Origin of the sequence: Geodermatophilus normandii (assembly GCF_003182485.1) — a bacterium.
Taxonomy (GTDB): domain Bacteria; phylum Actinomycetota; class Actinomycetes; order Mycobacteriales; family Geodermatophilaceae; genus Geodermatophilus; species Geodermatophilus normandii.
Genome location: NZ_QGTX01000001.1, coordinates 1,950,072 through 1,973,160, shown reverse-complemented (window position 1 = coordinate 1,973,160; position 23,089 = coordinate 1,950,072). Strand labels below are relative to the sequence as shown.

Annotated in this window: 27 protein-coding genes and 1 pseudogene; 6 read left to right on the top strand and 22 right to left on the bottom strand. The window is 76.3% G+C overall.

Going from position 1 to position 23,089, the window contains the following annotated elements:
* Nucleotides 1-130: 130 nt before the first annotated feature.
* Nucleotides 131-526, top strand: coding sequence for a DUF5319 family protein (locus JD79_RS09830; protein WP_110005360.1), 396 nt, complete (start codon nucleotides 131-133; stop codon nucleotides 524-526).
* 88 nt (nucleotides 527-614) lie between these two features.
* Here the strand turns inward: JD79_RS09830 and JD79_RS09825 are convergent, their stop codons facing one another.
* Nucleotides 615-1,349 (bottom strand): response regulator transcription factor, encoded by a 735-nt coding sequence (locus JD79_RS09825; RefSeq protein ID WP_110005359.1) that lies wholly within the window; start codon nucleotides 1,347-1,349, stop codon nucleotides 615-617.
* Nucleotides 1,350-1,595: 246 nt separating this feature from the next.
* Here JD79_RS09825 and JD79_RS09820 point away from each other — a divergent pair, with 246 nt between their 5' ends.
* On the top strand, nucleotides 1,596-1,895 hold the full coding sequence (locus tag JD79_RS09820) for a WhiB family transcriptional regulator (protein ID WP_093578148.1): 300 nt from the start codon (nucleotides 1,596-1,598) through the stop codon (nucleotides 1,893-1,895).
* A 164-nt stretch (nucleotides 1,896-2,059) separates the two neighbouring features.
* Here JD79_RS09820 and groL read toward each other — a convergent pair whose 3' ends face one another.
* Together groL and groES are read right to left on the bottom strand one after the other, a co-directional pair.
* On the bottom strand, nucleotides 2,060-3,703 hold the full coding sequence (groL, locus tag JD79_RS09815; RefSeq protein WP_110005358.1) for a chaperonin GroEL: 1,644 nt from the start codon (nucleotides 3,701-3,703) through the stop codon (nucleotides 2,060-2,062).
* Nucleotides 3,704-3,860: 157 nt separating this feature from the next.
* A complete protein-coding gene (gene groES, locus JD79_RS09810; RefSeq protein WP_110005357.1) occupies nucleotides 3,861-4,169 on the bottom strand; it encodes a co-chaperone GroES in 309 nt (102 codons plus the stop codon).
* Between the two features lie 367 nt (nucleotides 4,170-4,536).
* On the opposite strand from groES, the gene JD79_RS09805 reads away from it, so the two are divergent.
* The 3 genes from JD79_RS09805 to JD79_RS09795 are packed head-to-tail and all read left to right on the top strand — an operon-like array spanning nucleotide 4,537 to nucleotide 6,310.
* On the top strand, nucleotides 4,537-5,559 hold the full coding sequence (locus JD79_RS09805; RefSeq protein WP_245899979.1) for a THUMP-like domain-containing protein: 1,023 nt from the start codon (nucleotides 4,537-4,539) through the stop codon (nucleotides 5,557-5,559).
* A gap of 32 nt (nucleotides 5,560-5,591) precedes the next feature.
* Entirely contained in the window at nucleotides 5,592-5,834 is a 243-nt protein-coding gene (locus tag JD79_RS09800) for a hypothetical protein (RefSeq protein WP_110005356.1), read from the top strand.
* A complete protein-coding gene (locus JD79_RS09795) occupies nucleotides 5,834-6,310 on the top strand; it encodes a Clp protease N-terminal domain-containing protein (RefSeq protein WP_110005355.1) in 477 nt (158 codons plus the stop codon). Before JD79_RS09800 ends, JD79_RS09795 begins: the two co-directional genes overlap by 1 nt.
* On the opposite strand, the gene tsaD is transcribed toward JD79_RS09795, so the two are convergent.
* From tsaD to JD79_RS09755, 8 genes are read right to left on the bottom strand one after another with little or no spacing between them, the layout of a single operon-like run.
* Nucleotides 6,300-7,334, bottom strand: coding sequence for a tRNA (adenosine(37)-N6)-threonylcarbamoyltransferase complex transferase subunit TsaD (gene tsaD, locus JD79_RS09790; RefSeq protein WP_110005354.1), 1,035 nt, complete (start codon nucleotides 7,332-7,334; stop codon nucleotides 6,300-6,302). The genes JD79_RS09795 and tsaD overlap by 11 nt on opposite strands.
* Complete coding sequence (rimI, locus tag JD79_RS09785) at nucleotides 7,331-7,777, bottom strand: ribosomal protein S18-alanine N-acetyltransferase (protein WP_245899978.1); 447 nt, start codon at nucleotides 7,775-7,777, stop codon at nucleotides 7,331-7,333. The genes tsaD and rimI overlap by 4 nt, the downstream gene beginning before the upstream one ends.
* Entirely contained in the window at nucleotides 7,774-8,409 is a 636-nt protein-coding gene (gene tsaB / locus JD79_RS09780; RefSeq protein ID WP_110005352.1) for a tRNA (adenosine(37)-N6)-threonylcarbamoyltransferase complex dimerization subunit type 1 TsaB, read from the bottom strand. The genes rimI and tsaB overlap by 4 nt, the downstream gene beginning before the upstream one ends.
* Nucleotides 8,410-8,420: 11 nt before the next feature.
* Entirely contained in the window at nucleotides 8,421-8,840 is a 420-nt protein-coding gene (locus JD79_RS09775) for a (deoxy)nucleoside triphosphate pyrophosphohydrolase (protein ID WP_110005351.1), read from the bottom strand.
* Complete coding sequence (locus JD79_RS09770) at nucleotides 8,837-9,346, bottom strand: GNAT family N-acetyltransferase (RefSeq protein ID WP_110005350.1); 510 nt, start codon at nucleotides 9,344-9,346, stop codon at nucleotides 8,837-8,839. Before JD79_RS09770 ends, JD79_RS09775 begins: the two co-directional genes overlap by 4 nt.
* On the bottom strand, nucleotides 9,343-10,032 hold the full coding sequence (locus JD79_RS09765) for an HAD-IB family phosphatase (RefSeq protein ID WP_110005349.1): 690 nt from the start codon (nucleotides 10,030-10,032) through the stop codon (nucleotides 9,343-9,345). Before JD79_RS09765 ends, JD79_RS09770 begins: the two co-directional genes overlap by 4 nt.
* Complete coding sequence (tsaE, locus tag JD79_RS09760) at nucleotides 10,029-10,478, bottom strand: tRNA (adenosine(37)-N6)-threonylcarbamoyltransferase complex ATPase subunit type 1 TsaE (RefSeq protein ID WP_110005348.1); 450 nt, start codon at nucleotides 10,476-10,478, stop codon at nucleotides 10,029-10,031. The genes JD79_RS09765 and tsaE overlap by 4 nt, the downstream gene beginning before the upstream one ends.
* Nucleotides 10,475-11,107, bottom strand: a complete 633-nt coding sequence (locus tag JD79_RS09755; protein ID WP_110005347.1) for a uracil-DNA glycosylase — start codon at nucleotides 11,105-11,107, stop codon at nucleotides 10,475-10,477. Before JD79_RS09755 ends, tsaE begins: the two co-directional genes overlap by 4 nt.
* 33 nt (nucleotides 11,108-11,140) lie before the next feature.
* Between JD79_RS09755 and JD79_RS09750 the strand changes: the two genes are divergently transcribed.
* A complete protein-coding gene (locus JD79_RS09750; protein ID WP_281270347.1) occupies nucleotides 11,141-11,764 on the top strand; it encodes a TIGR04222 domain-containing membrane protein in 624 nt (207 codons plus the stop codon).
* Between the two features lie 3 nt (nucleotides 11,765-11,767).
* Here JD79_RS09750 and JD79_RS09745 read toward each other — a convergent pair whose 3' ends face one another.
* The 11 genes and pseudogenes from JD79_RS09745 to JD79_RS09690 form a co-directional block, all read right to left on the bottom strand.
* Nucleotides 11,768-12,970, bottom strand: coding sequence for an alpha/beta fold hydrolase (locus JD79_RS09745; protein WP_110005345.1), 1,203 nt, complete (start codon nucleotides 12,968-12,970; stop codon nucleotides 11,768-11,770).
* Nucleotides 12,970-14,100: an alanine racemase gene (gene alr, locus JD79_RS09740; protein WP_110005344.1), complete on the bottom strand. Its 1,131-nt coding sequence runs from the start codon at nucleotides 14,098-14,100 to the stop codon at nucleotides 12,970-12,972. The genes JD79_RS09745 and alr overlap by 1 nt, the downstream gene beginning before the upstream one ends.
* 214 nt (nucleotides 14,101-14,314) lie before the next feature.
* A pseudogene (locus JD79_RS09735) lies at nucleotides 14,315-15,472 on the bottom strand (bifunctional ADP-dependent NAD(P)H-hydrate dehydratase/NAD(P)H-hydrate epimerase); the annotation flags it as partial.
* A gap of 74 nt (nucleotides 15,473-15,546) precedes the next feature.
* On the bottom strand, nucleotides 15,547-15,924 hold the full coding sequence (locus JD79_RS09730; RefSeq protein WP_110005343.1) for a holo-ACP synthase: 378 nt from the start codon (nucleotides 15,922-15,924) through the stop codon (nucleotides 15,547-15,549).
* Between the two features lie 119 nt (nucleotides 15,925-16,043).
* Complete coding sequence (glmS, locus tag JD79_RS09725) at nucleotides 16,044-17,918, bottom strand: glutamine--fructose-6-phosphate transaminase (isomerizing) (RefSeq protein ID WP_110005342.1); 1,875 nt, start codon at nucleotides 17,916-17,918, stop codon at nucleotides 16,044-16,046.
* A gap of 87 nt (nucleotides 17,919-18,005) precedes the next feature.
* A complete protein-coding gene (locus JD79_RS09720; RefSeq protein ID WP_110005341.1) occupies nucleotides 18,006-18,848 on the bottom strand; it encodes a DUF427 domain-containing protein in 843 nt (280 codons plus the stop codon).
* Between the two features lie 70 nt (nucleotides 18,849-18,918).
* Nucleotides 18,919-20,268, bottom strand: a complete 1,350-nt coding sequence (gene glmM, locus JD79_RS09715) for a phosphoglucosamine mutase (protein WP_110005340.1) — start codon at nucleotides 20,266-20,268, stop codon at nucleotides 18,919-18,921.
* A gap of 11 nt (nucleotides 20,269-20,279) precedes the next feature.
* The gene (gene rpsI, locus JD79_RS09710) at nucleotides 20,280-20,681 is read right to left on the bottom strand and encodes a 30S ribosomal protein S9 (protein ID WP_425454174.1); all 402 of its coding nucleotides are present in this window, start codon (nucleotides 20,679-20,681) and stop codon (nucleotides 20,280-20,282) included.
* 26 nt (nucleotides 20,682-20,707) lie between these two features.
* Nucleotides 20,708-21,151, bottom strand: a complete 444-nt coding sequence (rplM, locus tag JD79_RS09705; RefSeq protein ID WP_110005339.1) for a 50S ribosomal protein L13 — start codon at nucleotides 21,149-21,151, stop codon at nucleotides 20,708-20,710.
* Nucleotides 21,152-21,340: 189 nt separating this feature from the next.
* A complete protein-coding gene (locus JD79_RS09700) occupies nucleotides 21,341-22,546 on the bottom strand; it encodes a DUF7373 family lipoprotein (RefSeq protein WP_170149168.1) in 1,206 nt (401 codons plus the stop codon).
* Nucleotides 22,547-22,579: 33 nt separating this feature from the next.
* Nucleotides 22,580-23,080, bottom strand: coding sequence for a beta-class carbonic anhydrase (locus JD79_RS09690; RefSeq protein WP_281270292.1), 501 nt, complete (start codon nucleotides 23,078-23,080; stop codon nucleotides 22,580-22,582).
* Nucleotides 23,081-23,089 lie beyond the last annotated feature (9 nt).

The following is a 23,089-nucleotide window of genomic DNA, read 5'->3' as shown; positions in this document are numbered from 1 at the left end:
CCCCGGGACGCCGCCGGGTGCTGGGCGTGGGAACCGGGGACGCAGGCGGTTACCGTGGTCCTCCGGACGGGCGAGCCCGCGCGTCCGGGCCGGGACGACCGCGCCGCCAGCCCCGAGGGAGGAGGCACCCGTGAGCCCGTTCGACGACGACGCCCCGGGGCCCGACTTCGACTCGCCGTCGGACCCGCCACCGCTGTCGATGGAGGAGCGGGCCGGTGTCCTCGACGACCTGGCCGAGCTCGAGGTCTTCCGCACGCTGCTCGAGCCCACCGGCATCAAGGGCATCGTGGTCGACTGCCCCGACTGCGACGAGGAGCACCACGTCGACTGGGCGTTGATGCAGGCCAACCTGCGCCAGCTGCTCGAGGAGGGGCAGACCGGCCGGCACGAGCCGCCGTTCGACCCCGACCCCGACGACTACGTCAGCTGGGACTACGCCAGCGGCTACGCCGACGGGGTGGCCGCGGTCGCCGAGCGCGAGGAGCCCGGCTCCGGCCGTGGCGGCCGCCACGCCCGCGACGACTGAACGCGGACCCCGCTGCCCCGCACCCCGAGCACGCGCCGAGGGCCCCCTCCGGCGTCCGGAGGGGGCCCTCGGCGCGTGCTCGTCGGGCTCAGCTCATCATGCCGCGGCGGAAGCCCGTCGCGACCGCCTCGGCGCGGTCCTTGGCGCCGAGCTTGCGGAACAGCCGGCGCGCGTGGGTCTTGATCGTGTCCTCGGAGAGGTAGAGCTCGCGGCCGATCTGGGCGTTGCTCTTGCCCTGGCTCATGCCGGTGAGCACCTGCATCTCGCGCATGGACAGGGTGACGGCGGGCGGCGCCTCGCGGACGGTCGTGCTGACCGCGCGGGGACCGGCGCCGTTGAGCGGCGTGGCCCAGGCGGGGGCGGGCGCACCGACCGAGGCCAGCGGCACCGGGGCGGGCGAGGGCTGCGGCGGACGGCCGTCGGCGCGCAGCCCCACCCGGGACAGGCCCAGGCCCATCTCCAGGGCGCTGGCGTCCCAGCGGAGGTACCCGCGGGCCCCGACGGCGACCGCGGCGCGGACCGTCTCGGCGTCGTCGGGAGCACCGAGCACCAGCACGGGGACACCCGGGTGGTTCCGGATCACCTGGGTGGCCACGGTCAGGCCGGTGTCCACGGCGCGCTGCGTGCCGACCAGCAGCACGTCGGGCTGCCGGGTGGCCAGGCGCTGCACGAGCGCGGCGGCGTCCCCGACGACCTCGACCCGGCCCACGAAGGGCAGGGCCACCAGGCGGGCGGCGACGTCGTCCCGGACCCGGCGGCGCTCGTCGTACACCCACACGGTCGTGGCCCCGTGGCCCGGGCCGCGCATCCTGTCGTCGATCACGCTGTGCTCCTCGTCTCCCCCGGCCGTGGAGGGCACCCGGATCGTCGTGTGACCCGGAACGGCAACGGCCTGGAAGACACCATGACCGGCAGTGACCGGAGGGAACACCCGTGATCACCCTGCGGAGGGAGACGGCGGCCGGGAAAATGCTCGATCCCGGGGTGTTTGACCCTCCTGGCCCTCGGGCACCGGCTCCCTGCGACCGGACCGCCCCCTCCGGCTCGCACTGAGCCGAGGAGGACCGACATGGCCGACATCCGCCGTCTCCCGACGCCCGTTGCCGAGGTGTGGGACTGGCAGCTGCACGGCTCCTGCCGTGGTGAGAGCACCGCCCTGTTCTTCCACCCCGACGGCGAGCGCGGCCCCGCCCGGGCGCGTCGCCAGGCCGCCGCCAAGGCCGTCTGCGGCAAGTGCCCGGTCGTCGAGGCCTGCCTGAAGCACGCGCTGAGCGTCCGGGAGCCCTACGGCGTGTGGGGCGGCATGAGCGAGGAGGAGCGGGCCCGGCTGATCGCCGCGGAGCCCGCCGCCGTCGCCGCAGGGGTGTAGCACCCCCGAAGACCCCGAGAGGGCCGGTCCAGCAGTCGCTGGACCGGCCCTCTCGTCGTGTGCGGTGCGCCGTCCGGGCTCACCGCGGCGCGTCCTGGCCCACCGCCGGCGGTGGGCCAGGACGCCGCACGATCAGCTCACGTGGTCGTGCGCGGCGGCAGCCGTCAGTGGCTGTGGCCGTGACCGTGCGAGTGGCCGTGGGTGTGGTGCCCGGCCCCCGCGTGCTCGTGCTCCTCCTCCGGCGCCTCGACGACGGCGGAGTCGGTGGTGAGGACCATCGCCGCGATGGACGCGGCGTTGCCCAGCGCGGCCTTGGTGACCTTGACCGGGTCGATGACGCCCTCGGCGGCCAGGTCGCCGTACTCGCCGGTGGCGGCGTTGAAGCCGTTGCCCACCCCGAGGTCGCGGACCTTGCTGACGACGACGCGGCCCTCGAAGCCGGCGTTGTCGGCGATGCGGACCAGCGGGGCGTCCAGCGCGCTGCGGACGGCGCGGGCGCCGGTCAGCTCGTCACCCGACAGCTCCAGCCCGTCGATCGCGGCGGCGGCGTGCACGAGCGCGGAGCCACCGCCGGGGACGACGCCCTCCTCCACCGCGGCGCGGGTGGCGGCGATGGCGTCCTCGATGCGGTGCTTGCGCTCCTTGAGCTCGACCTCGGTGGCCGCGCCGACGCGGATGACGCCGATGCCGCCGGCCAGCTTGGCCAGCCGCTCCTGCAGCTTCTCGCGGTCCCAGTCGGAGTCGGTGTCCTCGATCTCCCGGCGGATCTGGGCGACCCGGTCGGAGATCGCGCCGGCCGTGCCGCCGCCGTCGACGACCGTGGTCGTGTCCTTGGTGACGGTGACGCGGCGGGCGGTGCCGAGCACCTCGAGGCCGACCTGGTCGAGCTTGAGGCCGACGTCCTCGCTGACGACCTGGCCGCCGGTGACGATGGCGAGGTCGGTCATGAAGGCCTTGCGGCGGTCGCCGAAGTAGGGCGACTTGACCGCGACGACGCGGATCGTCTTGCGGATGGAGTTGACGACGAGGGTGGACAGCGCCTCGCCCTCGACGTCCTCGGCGACGATCAGCAGCGGGCGGGCGCCGGAGCCGAGCACCTTCTCCAGCAGCGGCAGCAGGTCGGCCAGCGCACTGACCTTGCCCTGCACGAGGAGCACGAGGGCGTCCTCGAGGACGGCCTCCATCGCCTCGGGGTCGGTGACGAAGTACGGCGAGAGGTAGCCCTTGTCGAACTGCAGGCCCTCGGTGACGTCGAGGTCGGTGGAGAGGGTGTTGCTCTCCTCGACGGTGATGACGCCGTCCTTGCCGACCTTCTCCATCGCCTCGCCGATCAGCTGACCGACCTCGGCGTCCTGCGCGGAGATGGTGGCGACGCCGGAGATCGCCGACTGGTCGTCGACCGGGATGGCGACCTCGTCGAGGGCCGCACTGACCGCGTCGACGGCGGCGCGCATGCCGCGGCCGAGCGCCATCGGGTTGGCGCCGGCGGCGACGTTGCGCATGCCCTCCTTGACCAGGGCCTGGGCCAGCACGGTGGCGGTGGTGGTGCCGTCACCGGCGACGTCGTTGGTCTTGGTGGCGACGTTCTTGGCCAGCTGCGCGCCGAGGTTCTCGTACGGGTCCTCGAGGTCGACCTCGCGGGCGATCGTGACGCCGTCGTTGGTGATGGTGGGGGCGCCGAACTTCTTGTCGAGGACGACGTTGCGCCCGCGCGGGCCGAGGGTGACCTTGACGGTGTCGGCGAGCTTGTCCACGCCGCGCTCGAGCGCGCGGCGAGCGTCCTCGTTGAACTTGATGATCTTGGCCATGGGGCCCTTCCGATCAGGGTCGTTGCGGGGGAGGACGACGACCGCCCCGGGACCCGGTCAGTCGGGTCGCCGGGGCGGTCGTGTCAGAGCAGGTGGTGCGGCCCCCTGCGAGTCCCGCTCGCGAGCTCGCGAGCGAGTGGGGGGGCGGGGGGTCCTTCTACTTCTCCACGACGGCGAGCAGGTCGCGGGCGGAGAGCACGAGGTACTCCTCGCCGGCGTACTTGACCTCGGTGCCGCCGTACTTCGAGTAGATGACGACGTCGCCGACGTTGACGTCGAGCGGGACGCGGTTGCCGTTGTCGTCGATGCGGCCGGGGCCCACGGCGATGACCGTGCCCTCCTGCGGCTTCTCCTTGGCGGTGTCCGGGATGACCAGGCCGGAGGCGGTGGTGGTCTCGGCCTCGTTGGCCTGGACGACGACGCGGTCCTCGAGCGGCTTGATGTTGACCTTGGTAGCGGTCGTCACGAGGTGACGCCCCCTTCGGGATCGGACGGCGGGTGGTCTCACATGCTGTGGCACGGGGGCCGGGCCTGCCGTCGCGGGGGTCAGGCGCCTGCCCGTGTCGATTGGCACTCTACCCACGAGAGTGCCAGCCACTCAACCGGGTCGCCGGTTCGGTGGACGGCCTCCTGCGGGAGGCTGGCCTCGTGCCCGACCACGCCCTCCCCCTCCTCCGCACACCGGAGGGGGTGGCGGCCACCGCGCGGGCCGCGGCACTGCTGGCGGGGGCGCCGACGTCCTCGCCGGCGTCGCCCGGCTGCGCGCCGAGGTCGGCCCGGAGCTCGCCGGCCCGGCGTGGGAGCTCGCCCGGCTGCGGGAGCGCGCCCGGCCGGTGTTCGGCGCCGACGCCGACCGGCTGTTCCTCACCGCGGACACCCTCGAGCAGGCCGGCCGTCCCGAGCTCGCCGCCCGCCGCGCCGCCCGGCTGCTCGCCGACGGCACCGACTCCGCCGCCGACCTCGGCTGCGCCGCCGGCACCGACACCGTCGCCCTGGCGCGGGCCGGCGCGCGGGTGCTCGCCGTCGACCGCGACCCGGTCGCCCGGGAGCTGACCGCCGCCAACGCCGCGGCCCTCGGGGTGGACGACGACGTGTGGGTGGTCGCCGGCGACGTCGTCGAGCTGGTGGCGGCCGCCCGCGGCGGGGAGGTGGCCGGCTGCGGCGCCGCGGTGCTCGACCCCGCCCGACGGGCCGGCGGACGGCGGTTGCTCGACCCCGACCGCTGGTCGCCGCCGTGGCCGACGGTGGTCACCCTGCTCGACCGGGTGCCGCGCGCGGTGGTCAAGGTGGCGCCGGGCCTGGACCACGAGCGGGTGCCCGCGAGCGTCGAGGCCGAGTGGGTGTCGGTGCGCGGGTCGATCGTCGAGGCCCTGCTGTGGGGGCGCGGGGTGTCGGAGACCTGGCGGCGCGCGACCGTCGTGCGCGACGGGACGGCGCACGAGCTGACCGCCGGCGCCGACCCCGGACCCGCCGGCACCGGTCCGGTGCGCGGGTGGCTGCACGAGCCCGATCCCGCCGTGATCCGCTCGGGCCTGGTGGCCCTCGTGGCGGCGGAGCTGGACGCCACGCTGGTCGACCCGACGATCGCCTACCTGACCTCTGACGACCGGGTGCAGAGCCCGTGGGTCAGCTCCTACCGGGTCGAGGAGGTGCTGCCCTTCGGCCTCAAGCGGCTGAAGGCCGCGCTGCGGGCGCGCGGCGTCGGCCGGGTGGTGGTCAAGAAGCGCGGCTCGGCGATCGAGCCGGAGACGCTCGCCCGGCAGCTGCGCGGCCCGGGCGCAGGCACGGCGACCGTCGTCGTCACCCGGGTGGCCGGCGCCCCGACCGCACTCGTGTGCGACATCAACCCAGGTTGACGAGACCCACGCCATCAACCTAGGTTGATGGCGTGGCGGCCGGACACCTCGACGTCCCGGGTCCCGAGGACCCCGAGGCGGCGCTCGCCGCCGTCGTCGCCCTGCGCCGGCTCGCGGGCCGGCTCGAGGTCGAGGCGGTGGCCGAGGCGGTCGGCCGGGGCTGGACGTGGGCCCAGGTCGGCGAGGCGCTCGGCATCAGCGCGCAGGCCGCCCACAAGAGGTTCGCCACCGAGGTCCGCGCGCGGCGCGGGCACCGACCCGAGAGGACTGACTGATGGGGATCGTCACCGCACTGCGGGACCTGCGGACGGTGCGGGCGTTGCTGACCGGCGCGGAGACCGAGGCGCGCCGCGGCGGGGAGCGGACGCCGGGACCGGAACACCTCCTGCTGGCCGCCACCGCGCTGCCCGACGGGACGGCGTCCGCCGCCCTGGCCCGCGTGGGGGTCGACCCGGACGGGCTGCGCGCGGCCGTCGAGGCCGCCCACACGGCGGCGCTCGCCTCGGTCGGCGTCGGCGCGGAGTCCGGCGAGCCCGCGCTGCGCGGACCCGCCACCGGCCCGATGCGCTCGACGCCGCAGGCCCAGCAGGTCTTCCGCGCCGCGGTCGCGGCGGCGAGGGCGGCGGCCTCCCCGCTGCGGGGCGCGCACGTCGTCGCCGCGGTGTGCGACCTCGAGCGCGGCACCGCGGTCCGCGCGCTGGAGTCCCTCGGCGTCGACCGGGACCGGCTCCGCGCCGCCGTCAGCGGCTGACGACGTCGATCGGCAGGGAGCTGTCGGCACCCAGGTCGGGCGCCGACGGCTGCACGCCGGCGGCGACCAGCCGGGAGCCGAGCGCGGCGACCATCGCGCCGTTGTCGGTGCACAGCTTCGGGCTGGGCACCCGCAGCACGATCCCGGCCGCGGCGCAGCGCTCCTCGGCCAGCGCCCGCAGCCGCGAGTTGGCCGCCACTCCCCCGCCGAGCACGAGGTGGTCGACGCCGTGGTCGCGGCAGGCGCGCACCGCCTTGGCGGTCAGCACGTCGGCGACCGCCTCCTGGAACGACGCCGCGACGTCGGCCACCGGCACCGGCTCCCCCGCCCTGCGCCGGGCCTCGACCCAGCGCGCGACGGCGGTCTTGAGGCCCGAGAAGCTGAAGTCGTAGGGCGCGTCGCGGGGGCCCGTGAGCCCGCGCGGGAAGTCGACGGCCGACCGGTCCCCCTCGCGGGCGGCGCGGTCGACGGGCGGGCCGCCGGGGAAGGGCAGGCCGAGCACGCGGGCGACCTTGTCGAAGGCCTCGCCGGCGGCGTCGTCGACGGTGCGGCCGAGGGACTGCACCTCCTGGGCGAGGTCGGGCACGAGCAGCAGCGAGCTGTGCCCGCCGGACACCAGCAGCGCCAGCGACGGCTCGGCCAGCGGGCCGTGCTGCAGCTCGTCGACGGCGACGTGCGCGGCCAGGTGGTTGACCCCGTACAGCGGCCTGTCCAGCGCGAGCGCGTACGCCTTGGCGGCGGCCAGCCCGACCAGCAGCGCGCCGGTGAGCCCCGGCCCGGCGGTGACCGCGACGGCGTCGACGTCGGAGGCGGACACCCCCGCCTCGGCCAGCGCGCGGTGCACGGTGGGGACCATCGCCTCCAGGTGCGCCCGGGAGGCGATCTCGGGCACGACGCCGCCGAAGCGCTCGTGTTCGGCCATCGACGTCGCCAGCGCGTCGGCGAGCAGCGTGTGCCCGCGGACGATCCCGACGCCGGTCTCGTCGCACGAGGTCTCGAACCCGATGACCAGCGGCTCGGTCACGTCTTCTCCCGCTTCATCACGACCGCGTCGGTGTTGCTCGGCTGGTAGTAGCCGCGCCGCCGGCCGATCTCGGTGAACCCGCGCCGCCGGTAGAGCCCCTGCGCCAGCTCGTTGTCGGCCCGCACCTCGAGCAGGACCACGGGGCTGCGCCGGTCGGCCTCGGCCAGCAGCGCGTCGAGCAGCTGGGCACCGATGCCCTCCCCCTGCCGGCCGGTGGCGACGCCGATGGTGGCCACGTGCGCCTCGTCGTCGTAGGCGATCAGCCCGGCGTAGCCGACCACCACCCCCGCGTCCTCGGCGACCAGGTAGTGGCGGGTGTCGGTGCGGGCGAGCTCGTCGCGGTACATCGCGCGGGTCCAGGTGTCGGGCGCGAAGAGCTCCTCCTCCAACGCCAGGACGGCGTCGAGGTCGGCCAGCCGCATGGGCCGCAGGCGGGCACTCACGACGTCGTCACCGGCTTGAACGACGTGGGCGGCACGGCGTCGGGCCGGCGCAGGTACAGCGGCACCAGCGGACCGGCGGACGAGGGGTCGTCGAGCAGGGGCGCCGCGGCGCGCAGCAGCCCGGCGGTCGTCACCTCGGCGGGCTCGACCGGCGCCCCCAGCCGCTCGGCGAAGCGCGGGTCGCCGACGAGCGGGCCGCTCAGCCGGGCGTCCTCCGGCCGGACGACGCCGGGACCGTCCACCCGGGAGCCCGCGGCGTCGTAGGCGGCCCAGTAGACCTCCTTGCGGCGGGCGTCGGTGACCACGGTGCGCGCGCCCGAGCCGACCGCGTCCAACGAGCAGACGCCGACGGCGGGGACGCCGCGCGCGTCGGCCAGCGCCGCGGCGGTGACCACACCGACCCGCAGGCCGGTGAACGGCCCCGGGCCGAGGCCCGCCACGACGGCGTCGACGTCGGCGAGGGCCAGGCCGGCCGCGGCGAGCGCCTCGCGCACGGCGGGGACCAGCAGCTCGGCGTGCCGGTTGCCCGAGGGCACCGCCCGCTCGGCGAGCACCTCGACACCGCTCCCCGACCGGCGGGCGACCCCGGCGACCAGCGTGGGGGTCGCGGTGTCGAGGGCGAGGACGAGCACGGGACGCCAGGTTAGTCCGCGGCCGCGCGGTCCCGTGCCGGGCCGGGCCCGACCAGCCGCTGCACCAGCCCGGCGTAGGACGGGTGCGCCAGGCGCAGCCCGCGCAGCTCGGCGGCCGTGACCCAGCGCAGCTCGTCGTGCTCGTCCGGCTGCAGGTCGCGCGGGTCGCCGTCCCAGGCGCGGACGACGTACAGGACGAGGTGCACGTCGCCGTCGTCGACGGTGAGCACGGGTTCGGCCTCCCGCGGTGTCACGCCGACCTCCTCGCGCAGCTCCCGGGCCAGCGCGGCGGCCCCGTCCTCCCCCGGCTCGACGTGCCCGCCGGGGAAGTCCCACACGTCGGGGTACCAGCGGCGCGACGGCGACCGGTGGCCGAGCAGCACCCGGTCGTCCCGGACGAGCACGCCCGCGACGACGGAGCGGCCGGTCACACGTCCCGCTCGTACACGACCTCGGGACCGTCCACCTCGTCGACCTGCTCCCCCACGACCCGGAAGCCGAACGGCCGCGCCACCGCCTGCGAGGCCGTGTTGTCCGGCGCGATCGACAGGCGCACCACCCGCACGTCCGGCTCGCGGCGTGCCCGGTCGAGCAGCACGGCCAGGGCGGCGCGGGCGTAGCCGCGGCGCCGGTGCTCCGGCAGCACGGCGTAGCCGACCTCGACCGTGCCGCGGGCGTCGGGCGGGCCGTGGAAGCCGGCGCGGCCGACCACCAGCCCGCTGTCGAGGTCCCGCACGGCGCCGGTGACCCAGGCGGCGACCGCCGGGTCGGCGGCCACCTGGGCGGCCCGCATCCGCCAGACCGGCGCCCAGCCGGGGTCGGCGAAGCCGGGCGGCAGCGGTACCGGCGCGGCGGCGGCCGCGGCGGCGAGGTCGCCGTCGGCCAGCGCGGTGAAGACCCGCCCGGACAGGGCGAGGACCTCGACCCGGACGCTCACCCGCGTCCCTGCGCCCGGCGCAGCACCTCGACGTCGGGACCGAGTGCCGCACGCAGCCTCCTCAGCTCCCGCGGCGAGGGGTCGACCAGGTGCGGGACGCGCGCGGCGCGCAGCAGCGGCAGGTCCGAGGCGCTGTCGGAGTAGGCGTGGTCCAGCGGCAGCGGCACACCCGCGGCACGCAGCGCCTGCACCTTGCCCTCCCCCCGGGCCGGGACCGTGGGCGCCGGCGGGCCCCACCGGGTCCGCCGCAGGTCGGAGGCGACCACCTCGACGTCCTCGAGCCCGATCACCCGGCACACCTCGGCCGCCAGCGGTGTCGCGCAGGCGGTGGCCACGACCACCCGGTCGCCGCGGCCGACGTGCTCGCGGAGCCGGGCGAGCACGGCGGGCGCGGCGCGCCCGCCGGCCGCACCGGCGTGCTGGGCGGCGAAGGACCGGGCCGCCGCGGCGAACCGGTCGGCGTCGAGGCCCACGGCGGCCAGCCAGACCAGCCAGCGCTCGGCGGGGACGCGCAGCCGGCCGACGGCGAGCGCCGGCAGCCACACCGGCGCGGTAAGCAGCGCCGCGGCCAGCCGGGGGCGCCGGCGGGTGAGCAGGTGCCGGAGGAACGCGCCGAAGGAGTCGCCGGCGACGAGGGTCCCGTCCAGGTCGAAGACGACGACCTCGCGGCGGCCCGGGGAGCTCACGGGTCGAGCCGGGCCGCCCAGCCGGGCCCGTGGGGCACCAGCACGGCGGTGCGGACGTCGTCGTCGCGGCGGTCGAGCCGCACCTCCAGGTGCTCGTCGGCCAGCCGCTCGACCAGCCCGGCACCCCACTCGACCACGGTCACCGACTCCTCGGTCGAGGCGTCGAGGTCCAGGTCGTCGACGTCGGCGACGCCGCCGAGCCGGTAGGCGTCGACGTGCACCAGCGGCAGCCGCCCGCCGCGGTGCACGCGGGCGATGACGAACGTCGGCGACGTGACCGGCTCGCCGACGCCGAGGGCCGCGCCGAGTCCCTGGGTCAGCGCGGTCTTGCCCGCTCCCAGCGGGCCGGTGAGGACGACCAGGTCCCCCGGCGCGACGACGCCGGCGAGCGCGGCACCCAGCGCGCGCGTGTCGTCCACCGTGGGCAGGACGTGCTCGCGCCTCACGGCGCCAGGCTCCGCGCCACCGACGTCAGGTCCTCCAGCAGCCCGGCGCGCGGCGCCCCCGCCGGGCCGAAGCGGATGGCCGCCGACGGGTGGTAGGTGGCCCAGACCGCCCGGCCGCCGACGTCGTGCGGCCGCCCGCGCGCCTCGGCGAGCTTCGTCCGCGGCCCCAGGAACCACTTCGCCGAGGACAGCCCGAGCGCGACGACGACGGGCGGGTCCAGCAGCTCGAGCTGGCGGCGCAGCCAGCCGCTGCAGCGGGCCACCTCCGGCGTCCTCGGGGTGCGGTTGCCCGGCGGCCGGCACTTCACGATGTTGAGGACCGCGGCGTCGGCACGGTCGAGGCCGGCCTCGGCCAGCAGCAGGTCCAGCAGCTGCCCCGACTTCCCGACGAACGGCCGGCCGGTGTCGTCCTCGGTCGCGCCCGGCGCCTCCCCGACCAGCGCGAACCGCGCCCGTCCGCGGCGCGGGGGGTCCCCGACGACGACGTGCTGCCGGGTGGCGGCCAGCTCCGGACACGCGACGCAGGGGGTGGCGGCCGCGGCGAGCGCGGGCCAGTCGGCGGCCGCCGCCGCGGTGCGGGCCACCTCCTCCGCTGCGGCGTCGAACCGGGGCGGACGGGGAGCGGCCACGCGCCGACCCTACGGCGGTCGAGGACGGGCGGCCTGCGGGCCTTCCCTCCGCCGCCCCCGCCTGTCACCGTTGACCAGGGGACCCCGCGACCGGGAGGAGCCGCCATGACGCAGCCGGACGTGTACGACGTCGCCTGCCTCGCGGGGGGCCCGCACCGGGTGGTCGACACCGCCCTGGTGGCGCTGGTGGTCACCGGCCGGATCCAGGCGGTCGCGCCCGGGGAGCTGCAGGTGGTCGAGCCGCGGCGCCGGCACCCGGTGGAGGCCGCGGTCCTCGACGCCGTCGGCGCCCGCGGCCGGCGCTCGGTGGAGACGGTGCACTGGCGGGCCGAGGCCGACGAGCGGATCGCCGGGATCGTCCGGCGGCTGCGCGCCGAGCGCCTGCTGGGCCGCTTCCTCGGCCCGACCGCGGCGGGACGCCGGGCGCTGGAGCGCGCCCGGGCCGCCGACGTCGGGCCCGTGCTGCACGCCGCGCTCCTGGGGCCGGCCCGGCTGGCCGACCCGGCGCTGCGCGCGGCGGTCCTGGCGCCGCCGCGACGGCCGGTGCTGCCCGACAGCGGCGTCTCGCCGTGGGTGCTGTCCTTCGCCGACGGTGCCGAGGCCGCGCACCGGACCCGGGACTCGCTGCTCGGCCGGTCGGCCGACGCCCGGCCCTGAGCCTCAGTCCCGCACGCGCGCGGTCGCAGCGGCGACCCGCCGGAGCAGGCCCGCCAGGGCGCGGGTGACCTCCTCGGGCCGCTCGAGGGTCACCAGGTGGCCCGCGTGCGGCACGACGACGTACTCGACCATCGGCCCCTCGCCACCGAGCAGCTCCACGAGGGTGTCGCTGTGCTCCTTCGGGATCATCCGGTCCTCGTCGCCGGTGAGCACCAGCGTCGGGACGCGCCGCAGCGGCTGCAGCGCGCCGGTCTCGTCGAGGCCGGCCAGCGCCGGGTAGAACTCCGCGATCACGTCGACCGGTGTACCGCCGATCATCGAGTCCACGTACCGGCCCAGCCGCGGGTCGACGTCGGTCGAGGCGAACGACAGCGAGCGGGTGGCGGCCGACACGACGTCGGCGGCCAGCCGGCGGGTGCGCTCGGCGAAGGCCGGCCGGCGGCGCATGGTGAACGCCGCGATCGGCAGCACCGCGGCGCGCACCCGGGTGAGGAACTCGGGCATGCCGAAGCTGAGGTCGGCCAGGTTGCCGCTCGACGTCGACACCAGCGCGGCGCCGACGACCTTCGTGCCGAACAGCTCCGGGGCGACGTCGGCCAGGCCCATGACCGTCATGCCGCCCATCGAGTGCCCGACGAGCACGACCGGCCCCTCGGGGACCCGCGCCTCGACGACGGCGGCGAGGTCGCGCGCGAGCTGCTCGATCGTCGAGTGCTCGGCCGGCCCGCGCGTGGACGAGCCGTGGCCGCGGTGGTCGTAGAACACCAGCCGGGCCAGGGGGCGGTGCCCGTTGGCGGTGGCCAGCTCCGCGCCGAGCGAGCGCCGCTGGTAGGTCCACGACGCCATCGACAGCGTGTAGCCGTGCACGAAGACGACGGTCAGCGGCGCGTCGAGCGGGCCGACCTCCTCGACGGCCAGCAGGACGCCGTCGTCGGCCTGGACCAGCGCGGTGCGGTCGGCGCGGCGGGAGGCGGCGCCGAGCGGGTCGTCCTCGCGCAGCTCGGCGTCGCTGGCGCCCTCGGGCAGCGCGCCGGCCGGGCTGACCCGGTCCGCGCGCACGCGGCGGGTGGCGATCCGGGCGACGGCCACGCCGACGGCGGTGGTGGCCGCCGCCAGGCCGACGACGGCGCCGGCGATCCCGACCGCCGGGTGCCGCTCCAGCGCCCCGGCCACGCCCGCGCGCCCCGGTCCCCCGCTGCGTGCCATCAGACCGCCCCCGCGGACCCGACGTGGCGGCGCGTGAAGCGCCCGCCGACCCGGGTCACCAGCTCGTAGTGGATGGTGTCGACCGCGTCGGCCCACTGCTGCGCGGTCGGCTCGCCGCGGTCGCCGGGGCCCCACAGGACCACCTCGTCGCCCGGCGCCACGGCCGCGTCGCCGACGTCGAGGACGAACTGGTCCATGCAGACCCGCCCGGCGATGGTGCGCTGCGCGCCGCCGGCCAGCACCGGCGCCCGGTTGCCCGCGGCCCTGGGGACGCCGTCGGCGTACCCGACCGGCACCAGGGCGAGGGTGGTGTCGGTGGCGGTCGTGTAGGTGTGGCCGTAGGAGACGCCGGCACCGCCGGGCACCCGCTTGGTGAGCGCCACCCGCGCGCGCACGGTCATCGCGGGCCTCAGCCCGTGGACGCCCGCGTCGCCGCCGAGCGGGTCGAGGCCGTAGAGGGCGACGCCGGGGCGGACCATGTCGTACCAGGTGTCGGGCAGCGCCACGGTGGCCGCGGAGTTCGCGAGGTGCCGGCGGCCGCGCAGCCCGGCGCCGGAGGCGATGCCGACGGCCTCCTCGAACACCCGCACCTGCGCACCGATCGTCGGGTGGGTGGGGGCGTCGGCGTAGGCCATGTGGCTCCACAGCCCGACCACCTCGACCTCGCCGTCGGCCTGCGCGCGGGCGGCCGCGGCGACCAGACCGGGCCAGTCGGCCATCGCGGCGCCCTCGCGGGACAGGCCGGTGTCGGCGAACAGGTGCAGCCGCGCGGTCCGGCCGGTGGCGCGGGCGGCGGCGACGACCTCGGCGAGGCCCCACTCCGCGTTGACCGACACCTCGACGTCGGCCGCCAGCGCGGGGGCGAAGTCGGTGCCCGGCGTGTGCAGCCAGGCCAGCAGCGGCGCGCCCACCCCGGCCGCGCGCAGCGCGAGGGCCTCCTCCAGCACGGCCACACCGAGGGCGTCGGCGCCTCCTGCGAGGACCGCGCGGGCGGCGGGCACCAGCCCGTGCCCGTAGCCGTCGGCCTTGACCACCGCCATGAGGGGGCGGCCGACCCGCTCGCGCAGCACGGCGGTGTTCGCCGCGATGGCGTCGAGGTCGACCACCACCTCGGCCCGGGGTTCGCTCACGCCCCCGAGTCTCCCAGGCGGTCGCCGCGCACCCGGCCCACCGTCTCGGAGAGCCGCCGCACCAGGTCCCCGGCGACGAGCGGCCCGCGCTCGGAGGCGACCTGGCCGGCGCGGCCGTGCAGGTGCGCGGCCGCCGCGGCGGTCTCGGCGGGGGCGTGCCGGTGGCGAGCAGGGCGCCGAGGATCCCGGACAGCACGTCGCCGGTGCCGGCCGTGGCCAGTTCGGTGGTCCCGGTGGCGTTGACGAACGCCGTCCCGTCGGGGCCGGCGACGACGGTGGCGTTGCCCTTGAGCAGCACGACGGCGCCCAGGTCGGCGGCCAGCCGCCGGGCACTGCCGATGCGGTCGGCGCCCACCTCGACGCCGAACCGCTCGAACTCGCGGTCGTGCGGGGTGAGGACGGTGGGTGCGCTGCGCCGCCGCACGAGGTCGGGCTCGCGGGCGGCCAGCGTCAGCGCGTCGGCGTCGACCACCACGGGCAGGTCGGTGCCCAGCACCTCGGCCAGCACGCTGCGGGCGTCGTCGTCGGTGCCCATCCCGGGACCGACCACCCAGGCCTGCACGCGGCCGGCGTCGCGGGGGCGGGCGGCGGTGACGATGGCCTCGGGCCAGGAGGCACGCACGCCGTCGGCGGCGGTCCCGGCGTAGCGGACCAGGCCCGGCCGGGTGCGCAGGGCGGCCCCGGTGCACAGCACGCCGGCGCCCGGGTAGGTGGCCGACCCGGCGACGATGCCGACGACTCCGCGGGAGTACTTGTCGTCGCCGTCCCCGGGCGGCTGGAGGTGCGTGGCGACGTCGTCGTCGGTGAGCTGGAACGCCCGCGGCCGCGCCAGGTGCGGGCCCAGCCCGATGTCGACCAGGTGCACCGTGCCGGCCTGCCCGCGTCCCTCCCCCACGACCAGGCCGGGCTTGACCGCGCCGAAGGTGACCGTGTGGACGGCGGCGAACGCCGCACCCTCGACCGCGCCGGTGTCGGCGTCGACCCCGCTGGGGACGTCCACGGCGACCGTGGTGCCGGGGCCGGCGGCCGCACGCCCGGCCAGCCGCGCCGCCTCGGGGCGCAGGCCGCCGCGGCCGCCGATGCCGGCGATGCCGTCGAGGACCAGGTCGGCGCGGTCGAGCCCGTCGGGGTCGCCCGGGCCGGCCACCCGTCCGCCGGCGCGGCGCAGCGCGGCGAGCCCGGCGGGGTGGGCGCGGCCGGGGTCGAGCAGGACGGCGGTCACCCGGGCGCCGCGGGCGGCGAGGTGCGCGCCGGCGAACAGCGCGTCGCCGCCGTTGTTGCCGCCGCCGACCAGCGCGGTGACCCGCGTGCCGTGCGCCCGGCCGAGCAGCCGCAGGCAGACCGTGGCCAGGCCGGTGGCCGCGCGCTGCATCAGGGCGCCCTCGGGTGTGCGGGCCAGGAGCACGTCCTCGGCGGCGCGGACCTCGGCGACGGTGGACAGCCCGATCACGCGGGACCTCCCTCGGCGACGACGACCGCCGAGGCGATCCCGCCGTCGTGGCTGAGCGAGAGGTGCCAGCTCGTGATGCCCATCTGCCCGGCGCGGGCGGCGACCGTGCCGCGAATCTCCAGGTGCGGGCGGCCGTGCTCGCCGACGGTCACCTCGGCGTCGTGCCAGCGCAGCGCCCCGGGTGCGCCGAGCGCCTTGGCGACGGCCTCCTTGGCGGCGAACCGCGCGGCCAGCGACTCCGCCGTGCGGGCACCGCCGGACGGCGTCGTCTGCTCCGCGGCGGTGAACAGCCGGTCGCGCAGCCCCGGGGTGCGCTCGAGCGACTCGGCGAACCGGGTCACGGGGACCACGTCGATCCCGACCCCCACGATCACCGGGACAGTCTGCCGTGCAGCCGCGCAGCCCGCCGTCCTGGCTCACCGTGCAGCGTCCTGGCTCACCGCCGACGGTGAGCCGGGAGGCAGCACGACCAGGTCACCTGATCGTGCTGCCGCTACTCGACGGTGACGCTCTTGGCCAGGTTGCGCGGCTGGTCGACGTCGAACCCGCGGGTGTCGGCGATCTCGCACGCGAGGATCTGCAGCGGCACCGTGGCGACGACGGGCGCCAGGAGGGTCGGCGTCCGCGGCACCCGGATCAGGTGGTCGGCGTAGGGGACGACGTCCTCGTCGCCCTCCTCGGCGATGACGATCGTGCGCGCACCGCGGGCCCGGATCTCCTGGATGTTGGAGACGACCTTGCCGTGCAGCAGGCTGCGCCCCCGCGGCGACGGCGCGATGACGACGACCGGGGTGCCCTGGTCGATGACCGCGATCGGGCCGTGCTTGAGCTCACCGGCGGCGAAGCCCTCGGCGTGGATGTAGGCGAGCTCCTTGAGCTTGAGCGCGCCCTCCAGGGCCACCGGGAAGCCCACGTGGCGGCCCAGGAACAGGATCGTGTCGGAGTCGGCCAGCGACCGGCCGAGCTCGCGCACCGGCTCCATCTGGGTCAGCACCTGCCCGACCGCCTCGGGCAGCTTCTGCAGCTCCGAGACGATGGCGGCGACCTCGTCGGTGTACTTGATGCCGCGGATCTGGGCGAGGAACAGGCCGACGAGGTAGCACGCGACGATCTGCGCCAGGAAGCTCTTGGTCGAGGCGACGGCGATCTCCGGGCCGGCGTGCGTGTAGAGCACGGCGTCGGACTCGCGCGGGATCGTGGACCCGTTGACGTTGCAGATGGCCAGCACGCGCGCCTTCTGCTCCTTGGCGTGGCGCAGCGCCATGAGCGTGTCCATCGTCTCGCCGGACTGGCTGATGACGACGACCAGCGTGGAGCGGTCGAGCACCGGGTCGCGGTAGCGGAACTCGCTGGCCACCTCGACCTCGACCGGGATCCGCGTCCAGTGCTCGATGGCGTACTTCGCGATCAGCCCCGCGTGGTAGGAGGTGCCGCAGGAGACGACGAAGATCTTGTCGATGTCGCGCAGCTCCTGGTCCGACAGCCGGACCTCGTCGAGGATCAGCTCGCCGTCGTCGCCGAGGCGGCCGAGCAGGGTGTCGGCCACCGCCTGCGGCTGCTCGGCGATCTCCTTGAGCATGAACCAGTCGTGGCCCCCCTTCTCGGCGGCCGCGGCGTCCCAGTCGACGGTGTAGGCGACCGGCTCGACCGGGGCGCCGTCGAAGTCGGTGACGCTCAGCCCGCGGGCGCGGTCGATCTCCACGACCTGGTCCTGGCCGAGCTCGCGGGCCTCGCGGGTGTGGGCGATGAACGCCGCGACGTCGGAGCCGAGGAAGTACTCGCCGTCGCCGACGCCGACGACCAGCGGGCTGTTGCGGCGGGAGGCGACGAGCGTGTCGGGCTGGTCGGCGTGCGCCGCGACGAGGGTGAAGGCCCCCTCCAGCCGGCGGCTCACCGCGCGCATCGCCTCGGCGAACCGGCCTGGGCCCTCCGGCTGCTCGTCGTAGGCGGCGGCCAGCAGGTGGGCGACGACCTCGGTGTCGGTCTCCGACACCATCTCGACGCCCGCGGCCTCGCACTCGGCCCGCAGCGCGGCGAAGTTCTCGATGATCCCGTTGTGGATCACGGCGACCCGGCCGTCGGCGGACAGGTGCGGGTGGGCGTTGCGGTCGGTGGGGCCGCCGTGGGTGGCCCAGCGGGTGTGGCCGATGCCGAGCGTCGCCTCGGGCAGCGGGGAGTCGGCCAGGGCCTTCTCCAGGTTGGCCAGCTTGCCCGCCTTCTTGGCCGAGCTCAGCTCGCCCGAGTCGGCGTCGCCGACCCGGACGGCGACGCCCGCGGAGTCGTATCCGCGGTACTCGAGTCGACGCAGGCCCTCCAGGACGACGTCCAGGGCGTTCTGGGGACCGACGTAACCCACGATGCCGCACATGTCGACCGAGGGTACCGGCGGAGGCGGACCGATCCGTCCACCGACGACACGGTCTCACCCCTGCGTCACCCCGGCCACACCGCCGTCTCAGGACCAGGGCGTGACGGGCCGGGGGCGGGGCACTCCGTCGACGACGACGTCGACGCGCTCGTCGAAGAAGCAGAGCAGGCCGCGCAGCTGCGCGGCGTCGGGCAGCGGGTCGCGGTAGCTCCACACGAGGTCACGGACCAGCCCGTCCCCGGTCTCCACCGACCAGTAGCCCGCCTCGCCCTTGTAGGCGCACTGCGTCCGCGTGTCGCTGGGCACCAGAGGGGCGGTCACGTCCTCGGCGGGCAGGTACCAGCGGACGGGCAGCAGCGTCTCGAACACCAGCCGCGGCCGCGCGGACGCCGCGAGCAGCCGCCCGCCCGAGGACACCTCGACGTGCCGCGAGGCGGCCCGGACGTCGATCCGGTGGAACGGGTCACGCGGGTGCCCGTACAGCCGCTCGTCCTCCTCGTACCAGGCGTCGGGGCCGGCGAAGTCCAGGACGACGGAGCCGGCCAGCGCCGGGTCGGCCGGACAGAAGCCCTCGAGGACGCGGTCGCCGCCGGGCACCCGCACGCCGACCGGCTCGCCCGGGGTGCTGTGCACCGCGAACGGGACCCGCGGGTCGAGCACGCGCAGCGCCGTCACGTCCGGGACGGCGGAGCCGGTGTCCGCGGGCGCGTCGGGAGCCGCCGGCACCGGAGGGCCGGTCAGCCCGGCCGTGAGGTCCTCGACCGGGACGGCGTAGGCCGGCACCACGCGGCGCGGCTCCCAGACGAGCACCGCCCGCTCGGTCTGCGCGACGACCGCGCCGCCGGCCTCGGCGCGCACCCGCTTGCCCGTCGGCTCGTACCGCAGCTGGGCGAGCGCCCCGCCGACCAGGTCCCGCATCCGGACGGTCATGGCGTCCTCCCCCTCGAGGGTGGGGCACAGGGTGGACCGGGGCGCCGCCCGCGGTCCAGGGCCGCAGGGCTCAGTCGACGGCCGCGACGACGGCGGCCAGGCGCTGGGCGATGCCGTCGGCGAGCTCCAGCGTGGGCGCCTCGACCATCACCCGCACCAGCTGCTCGGTGCCCGACGGGCGCAGCAGCACCCGGCCGTCGTCACCGAGCTCCTCCTCGGCGGCGTTGACCGCGGCGGCCACCGCCTCGCTCTCCACGACCCGGATCCGGTCGCGGACCGGCACGTTGACCAGCGTCTGGGGCAGCCGCTGCACCACCGAGGCCAGCTCGGCCAGGGAGGCGCCGGTGGCGGCCATCCGGGACAGCAGCGACAGCCCGGTGAGCGTCCCGTCGCCGGTGGTCGCGTGGTCGAGGAAGACCAGGTGGCCGCTCTGCTCGCCGCCGAGGGACAGCCCGCGGGCGTGCAGCGCCTCCAGCACGTACCGGTCGCCGACGGCGGTGGTCTGCACGGCGATGCCGGCGTCGCGCATCGTGTGGTGGAACCCCAGGTTGCTCATCACCGTGGCGACGACGGTGTCCTGGCGCAGCTCGCCGCGCTCCTTGAGCGCGAGCGCGCACACGGCGAGGATCGCGTCGCCGTCGACGACCTGGCCGTCGGCGGTGACCGCGAGGCACCGGTCGGCGTCGCCGTCGTGGGCGATGCCGAGGTCGGCACCGGTCTCCCGGACCGCCTCGGTGAGCGGGCCGAGGTGGGTGGAGCCGATGCCGTCGTTGATGTTCCAGCCGTCGGGCTCGCCGCCGATGACGGTGACCTCGGCGCCGGCCCGGCGGTAGACCTCGGGGGCGACGGTGGCGGCCGCGCCGTGCGCGCAGTCGACGACCAGGCGCAGGCCGCGCACGGGCGCGGACACCGTGGACAGCAGGTGGGCGGCGTAGTCCGCGGCGCCGTCGGTCAGGTCGCGGACCCGGCCGATGTCGCCGCCGGTGGGCCGGACGCCGTCGGTGCTGCGGCGGGAGGTGGCGACGGCGGACTCGATCGCCGCCTCGACCGCGTCGGGCAGCTTGTGGCCGCCGCGGCTGAACAGCTTGATGCCGTTGTCGGGCATGGGGTTGTGGCTGGCCGAGATCATGACGCCGAGGTCGGCGCCGGTCCCGGCGGTGAGGAACGCGACGGCCGGCGTGGGGAGGACACCCACGCGCAGCACCTCGGCGCCCGCGCTCGCCAGGCCCGCCACGACGGCGGCCTCGAGCATCTCCCCGCTGGCGCGGGGGTCACGGCCGACGACCGCGACGGGACGCGAGGTCCCGTCGCGGTCGGACAGCACGGTGGCGGCCGCACGGGCCACCGACAGGGCCAACTCCGGCGTGAGGTCGGCGTTGGCCCGACCCCGGACGCCGTCGGTCCCGAAGAGGCGACCCACGGCGGTGCCGGTCAGCGCTTCGAGTACTGAGGCGCCTTGCGGGCCTTCTTGAGCCCGTACTTCTTGCGCTCGGTGACGCGCGCGTCACGGGTGAGGAAGCCGGCCTTCTTGAGGGCCGGACGGTCGTCGGCCTCGACCTCGACGAGGGCGCGGGCGATCGCGAGGCGCAGCGCACCGGCCTGACCGCTGACGCCGCCACCCTTGAGGATGCCGACGACGTCGTACTGCTCGCCCTTCTCCAGGATCACGAACGGCTCGCGGACGAGCTGCTGGTGGACCTTGTTGGGGAAGTACTGCTCGAGGGTCCGGCCGTTCAGGCGGAACTGCCCGCTGCCGGGCACGAGCCGCACGCGGACGATGGCCTCCTTGCGCCGGCCGACGGTCTGGACGGGCCGCCCGTCCGCGTCGGTCACGGTCGGGGCCGTGGTCATGGGGGAGGTCACTGGGCCACCTGCTTGATCTCGAAGGTCTGGGGCTGCTGGGCGGAGTGCGGGTGCTCCGGCCCCGCGTACACCTTCAGCTTCTTGATCATCTGCCGACCGAGGCTGTTGTGCGGCAGCATGCCCTTGACGGCGCGCTCGACGACGCGGTCGGGGTGGGTGCGCAGCTGGTCGCCGACGTTGATGGCGCGCAGGCCGCCCGGGTAGCCGGAGTGGCGGTAGGCGGTCTTCTGGTCGCGCTTGGAGCCGGTCAGCGCGATCTTGTTCGCGTTCACGACGACGACGAAGTCACCGACGTCGACGTGGGGGGCGAACTGGGGCTTGTGCTTGCCGCGCAGCAGGGTCGCGACCTGGCTGGCGAGTCGACCGAGCACCACGTCGGTGGCGTCGATGACGTGCCAGGCCCGCGCGATCTCGCCGGGCTTGGGTGAGTACGTGCGCACGGCGCTCGTGTCCTCCGTCGTCGTCGGGGTGGCTGGTGGGATCGCCTCACCGAGGACGGGAGACGCCGACGGCGCGCGCGCACCAGCCGGCGGCCGCGCACCAGCCGACGACGATACCAGCCGAAGGACCCCGGCCCTCTCCCCCCTCGCGAGCTCGGGGCCGGCCTCCGGACGGGGCCGTACGGCGCGTCAGCCGTCGATGAGGTCCCGCTGCGCGGGCAGCAGGCGGTCCATCGCCGCGACGTCGTCGGGGGCGTCGAGGCCGAGGACGTCCACGCTGGCGAGGTGGCTGCCGTAGCCGACGTAGCAGCGCTGGTAGTAGCTCTCCCCCGACTCGAACCAGAAGCAGGGGGCGTCGGGGATCGAGGGCAGCTGGAACGGGGTGCCGCCGAACTCGGCGTCCTCGAGCTGGGCGAAGGCCGTGTAGACGGTGTTCGTCTCCATCGAGGAGGGGAAGGCGTAGAGCGCGACGGCGTAGCTGAGGTCGGCCTCGTCGGACTGCTTGGAGTAGAAGCCGGTGAACCCGTTGGCGGTGAGCAGCTCGCGCTCGCGGACCGGGTCGATGGCCAGCCGCAGGTACCCCTCCAGGTCGTAGGGGCCGGAGAAGTCGGTGAAGTCCCCCGGCGGGTCGAGGGTCAGCTGCTGCAGGCCGTCGGGATCGGTGGGCAGCGAGGGCACCTGGTCCTGCGGGGTGGGCTGGAACGTCTGCAGCAGGGACACCTGGTCGGCCATCAGCCGGCCGACCTCCTCGAGCCCCTGGCCGGAGCCCGCGGTGTGGTAGGCGTAGGCCAGCATCCGGCCGACCGGCACGAACGCCTGGACGACGTCCTCGTCCCCGCTCTCCTGCAGCAGCACCGCGCCGTCGAGGCCGGGCACCTGCGCCGGCTCGTAGCCGTCGCCGGCCTGGTCGTCGGCGAGCTCCCGGGCGGCCCGTGCGGCCGACTCGGGGTCGGACAGCTCGGCCACCATCGTCAGCGTGCCGCGGCCGTCGGCGGGGTCGCTGTTGCACTGGCCCCAGGCGGTGACGAAGCCCCAGCGGTCGAGGACCGGGCCGGCGGTCCCGCTGCCGAAGTAGGCCGCGTCCAGGGCACCGGAGTCGCTCCACGGGCCCGACGGGAAGCAGGGCTCGGTCCGGCTCGGGAAGGTGACCGGCACCAGCGAGGTCACCGAGGCGATGCGGTGGGACTCCAGGAGGGTGCCGACCGTCGGCTCCGGGGCCGGCGTGACGTCGATCGGCGGCTCCGACGGCGTGCTGGTCGCCGGCGGCTCACTGGTGGTGGGCGCGGCGGCCGGCGGCGTCGCCGTCCCGCTCACCGTGCTGGTGCACCCCGCCAGCACCGCCGCCGCCACGGCTGCCGCCGCGGCCCCCGCCCGCCGACTCCGCGTCCCCGTCACGAGCGGGCAGCCTAGGAGGGGCGTCGGCGCAGGTCACGCGGACGCGTCGGGATCCACCCGGTGGAGCAGGCCCGTCTCGACGTCGTAGACGGTGCCGCAGACGTCCTTCGACAGCAGGAACGGGCTCTCGCGCAGCAGCCGGATGGACTCGCGCACGTCCTCGTCGGCGTCGGTGAACGCCTGCGCCGGCCACGGCGGGCGCACACCGGTGGCCCGCTCCACCAGGTCGGCGAAGGAGACGTCGTCGGTCTTCTGCAGGCCGCAGTCGGTGTGGTGGACCAGCACGATCTCGCGGGTCCCGAGCAGGTGCTGGGAGATGGTCAGCGAGCGGATCGTGTCGTCGGTGACGACCCCGCCGGCGTTGCGGATGACGTGCGCGTCGCCCACCGCCAGGCCCAGCAGCGGGAACAGCGGCATGCGGGAGTCCATGCAGGCGACGACGGCGACCTTCCGCGCCGGCGCCACGGGCAGGCCGCCCTGGAAGTCCCGGGCCCACTCCTCGTTGGCGGCCAGCATGCGCTCGTACTCGGGCACGGACGGCTC

Excerpts from the sequence above, each read along its gene's own strand:
- JD79_RS09820 (WP_093578148.1), top strand. The coding sequence starts at position 1,596 with ATGGCCGACATCCGCCGTCTCCCGACGCCCGTTGCCGAGGTGTGGGAC.
- groL (WP_110005358.1), bottom strand. The coding sequence starts at position 3,703 with ATGGCCAAGATCATCAAGTTCAACGAGGACGCTCGCCGCGCGCTCGAG.
- JD79_RS09795 (WP_110005355.1), top strand. The coding sequence starts at position 5,834 with ATGGGGATCGTCACCGCACTGCGGGACCTGCGGACGGTGCGGGCGTTG.
- JD79_RS09745 (WP_110005345.1), bottom strand. The coding sequence starts at position 12,970 with ATGGCACGCAGCGGGGGACCGGGGCGCGCGGGCGTGGCCGGGGCGCTG.
- glmS (WP_110005342.1), bottom strand. The coding sequence starts at position 17,918 with ATGTGCGGCATCGTGGGTTACGTCGGTCCCCAGAACGCCCTGGACGTC.
- JD79_RS09720 (WP_110005341.1), bottom strand. The coding sequence starts at position 18,848 with ATGACCGTCCGGATGCGGGACCTGGTCGGCGGGGCGCTCGCCCAGCTG.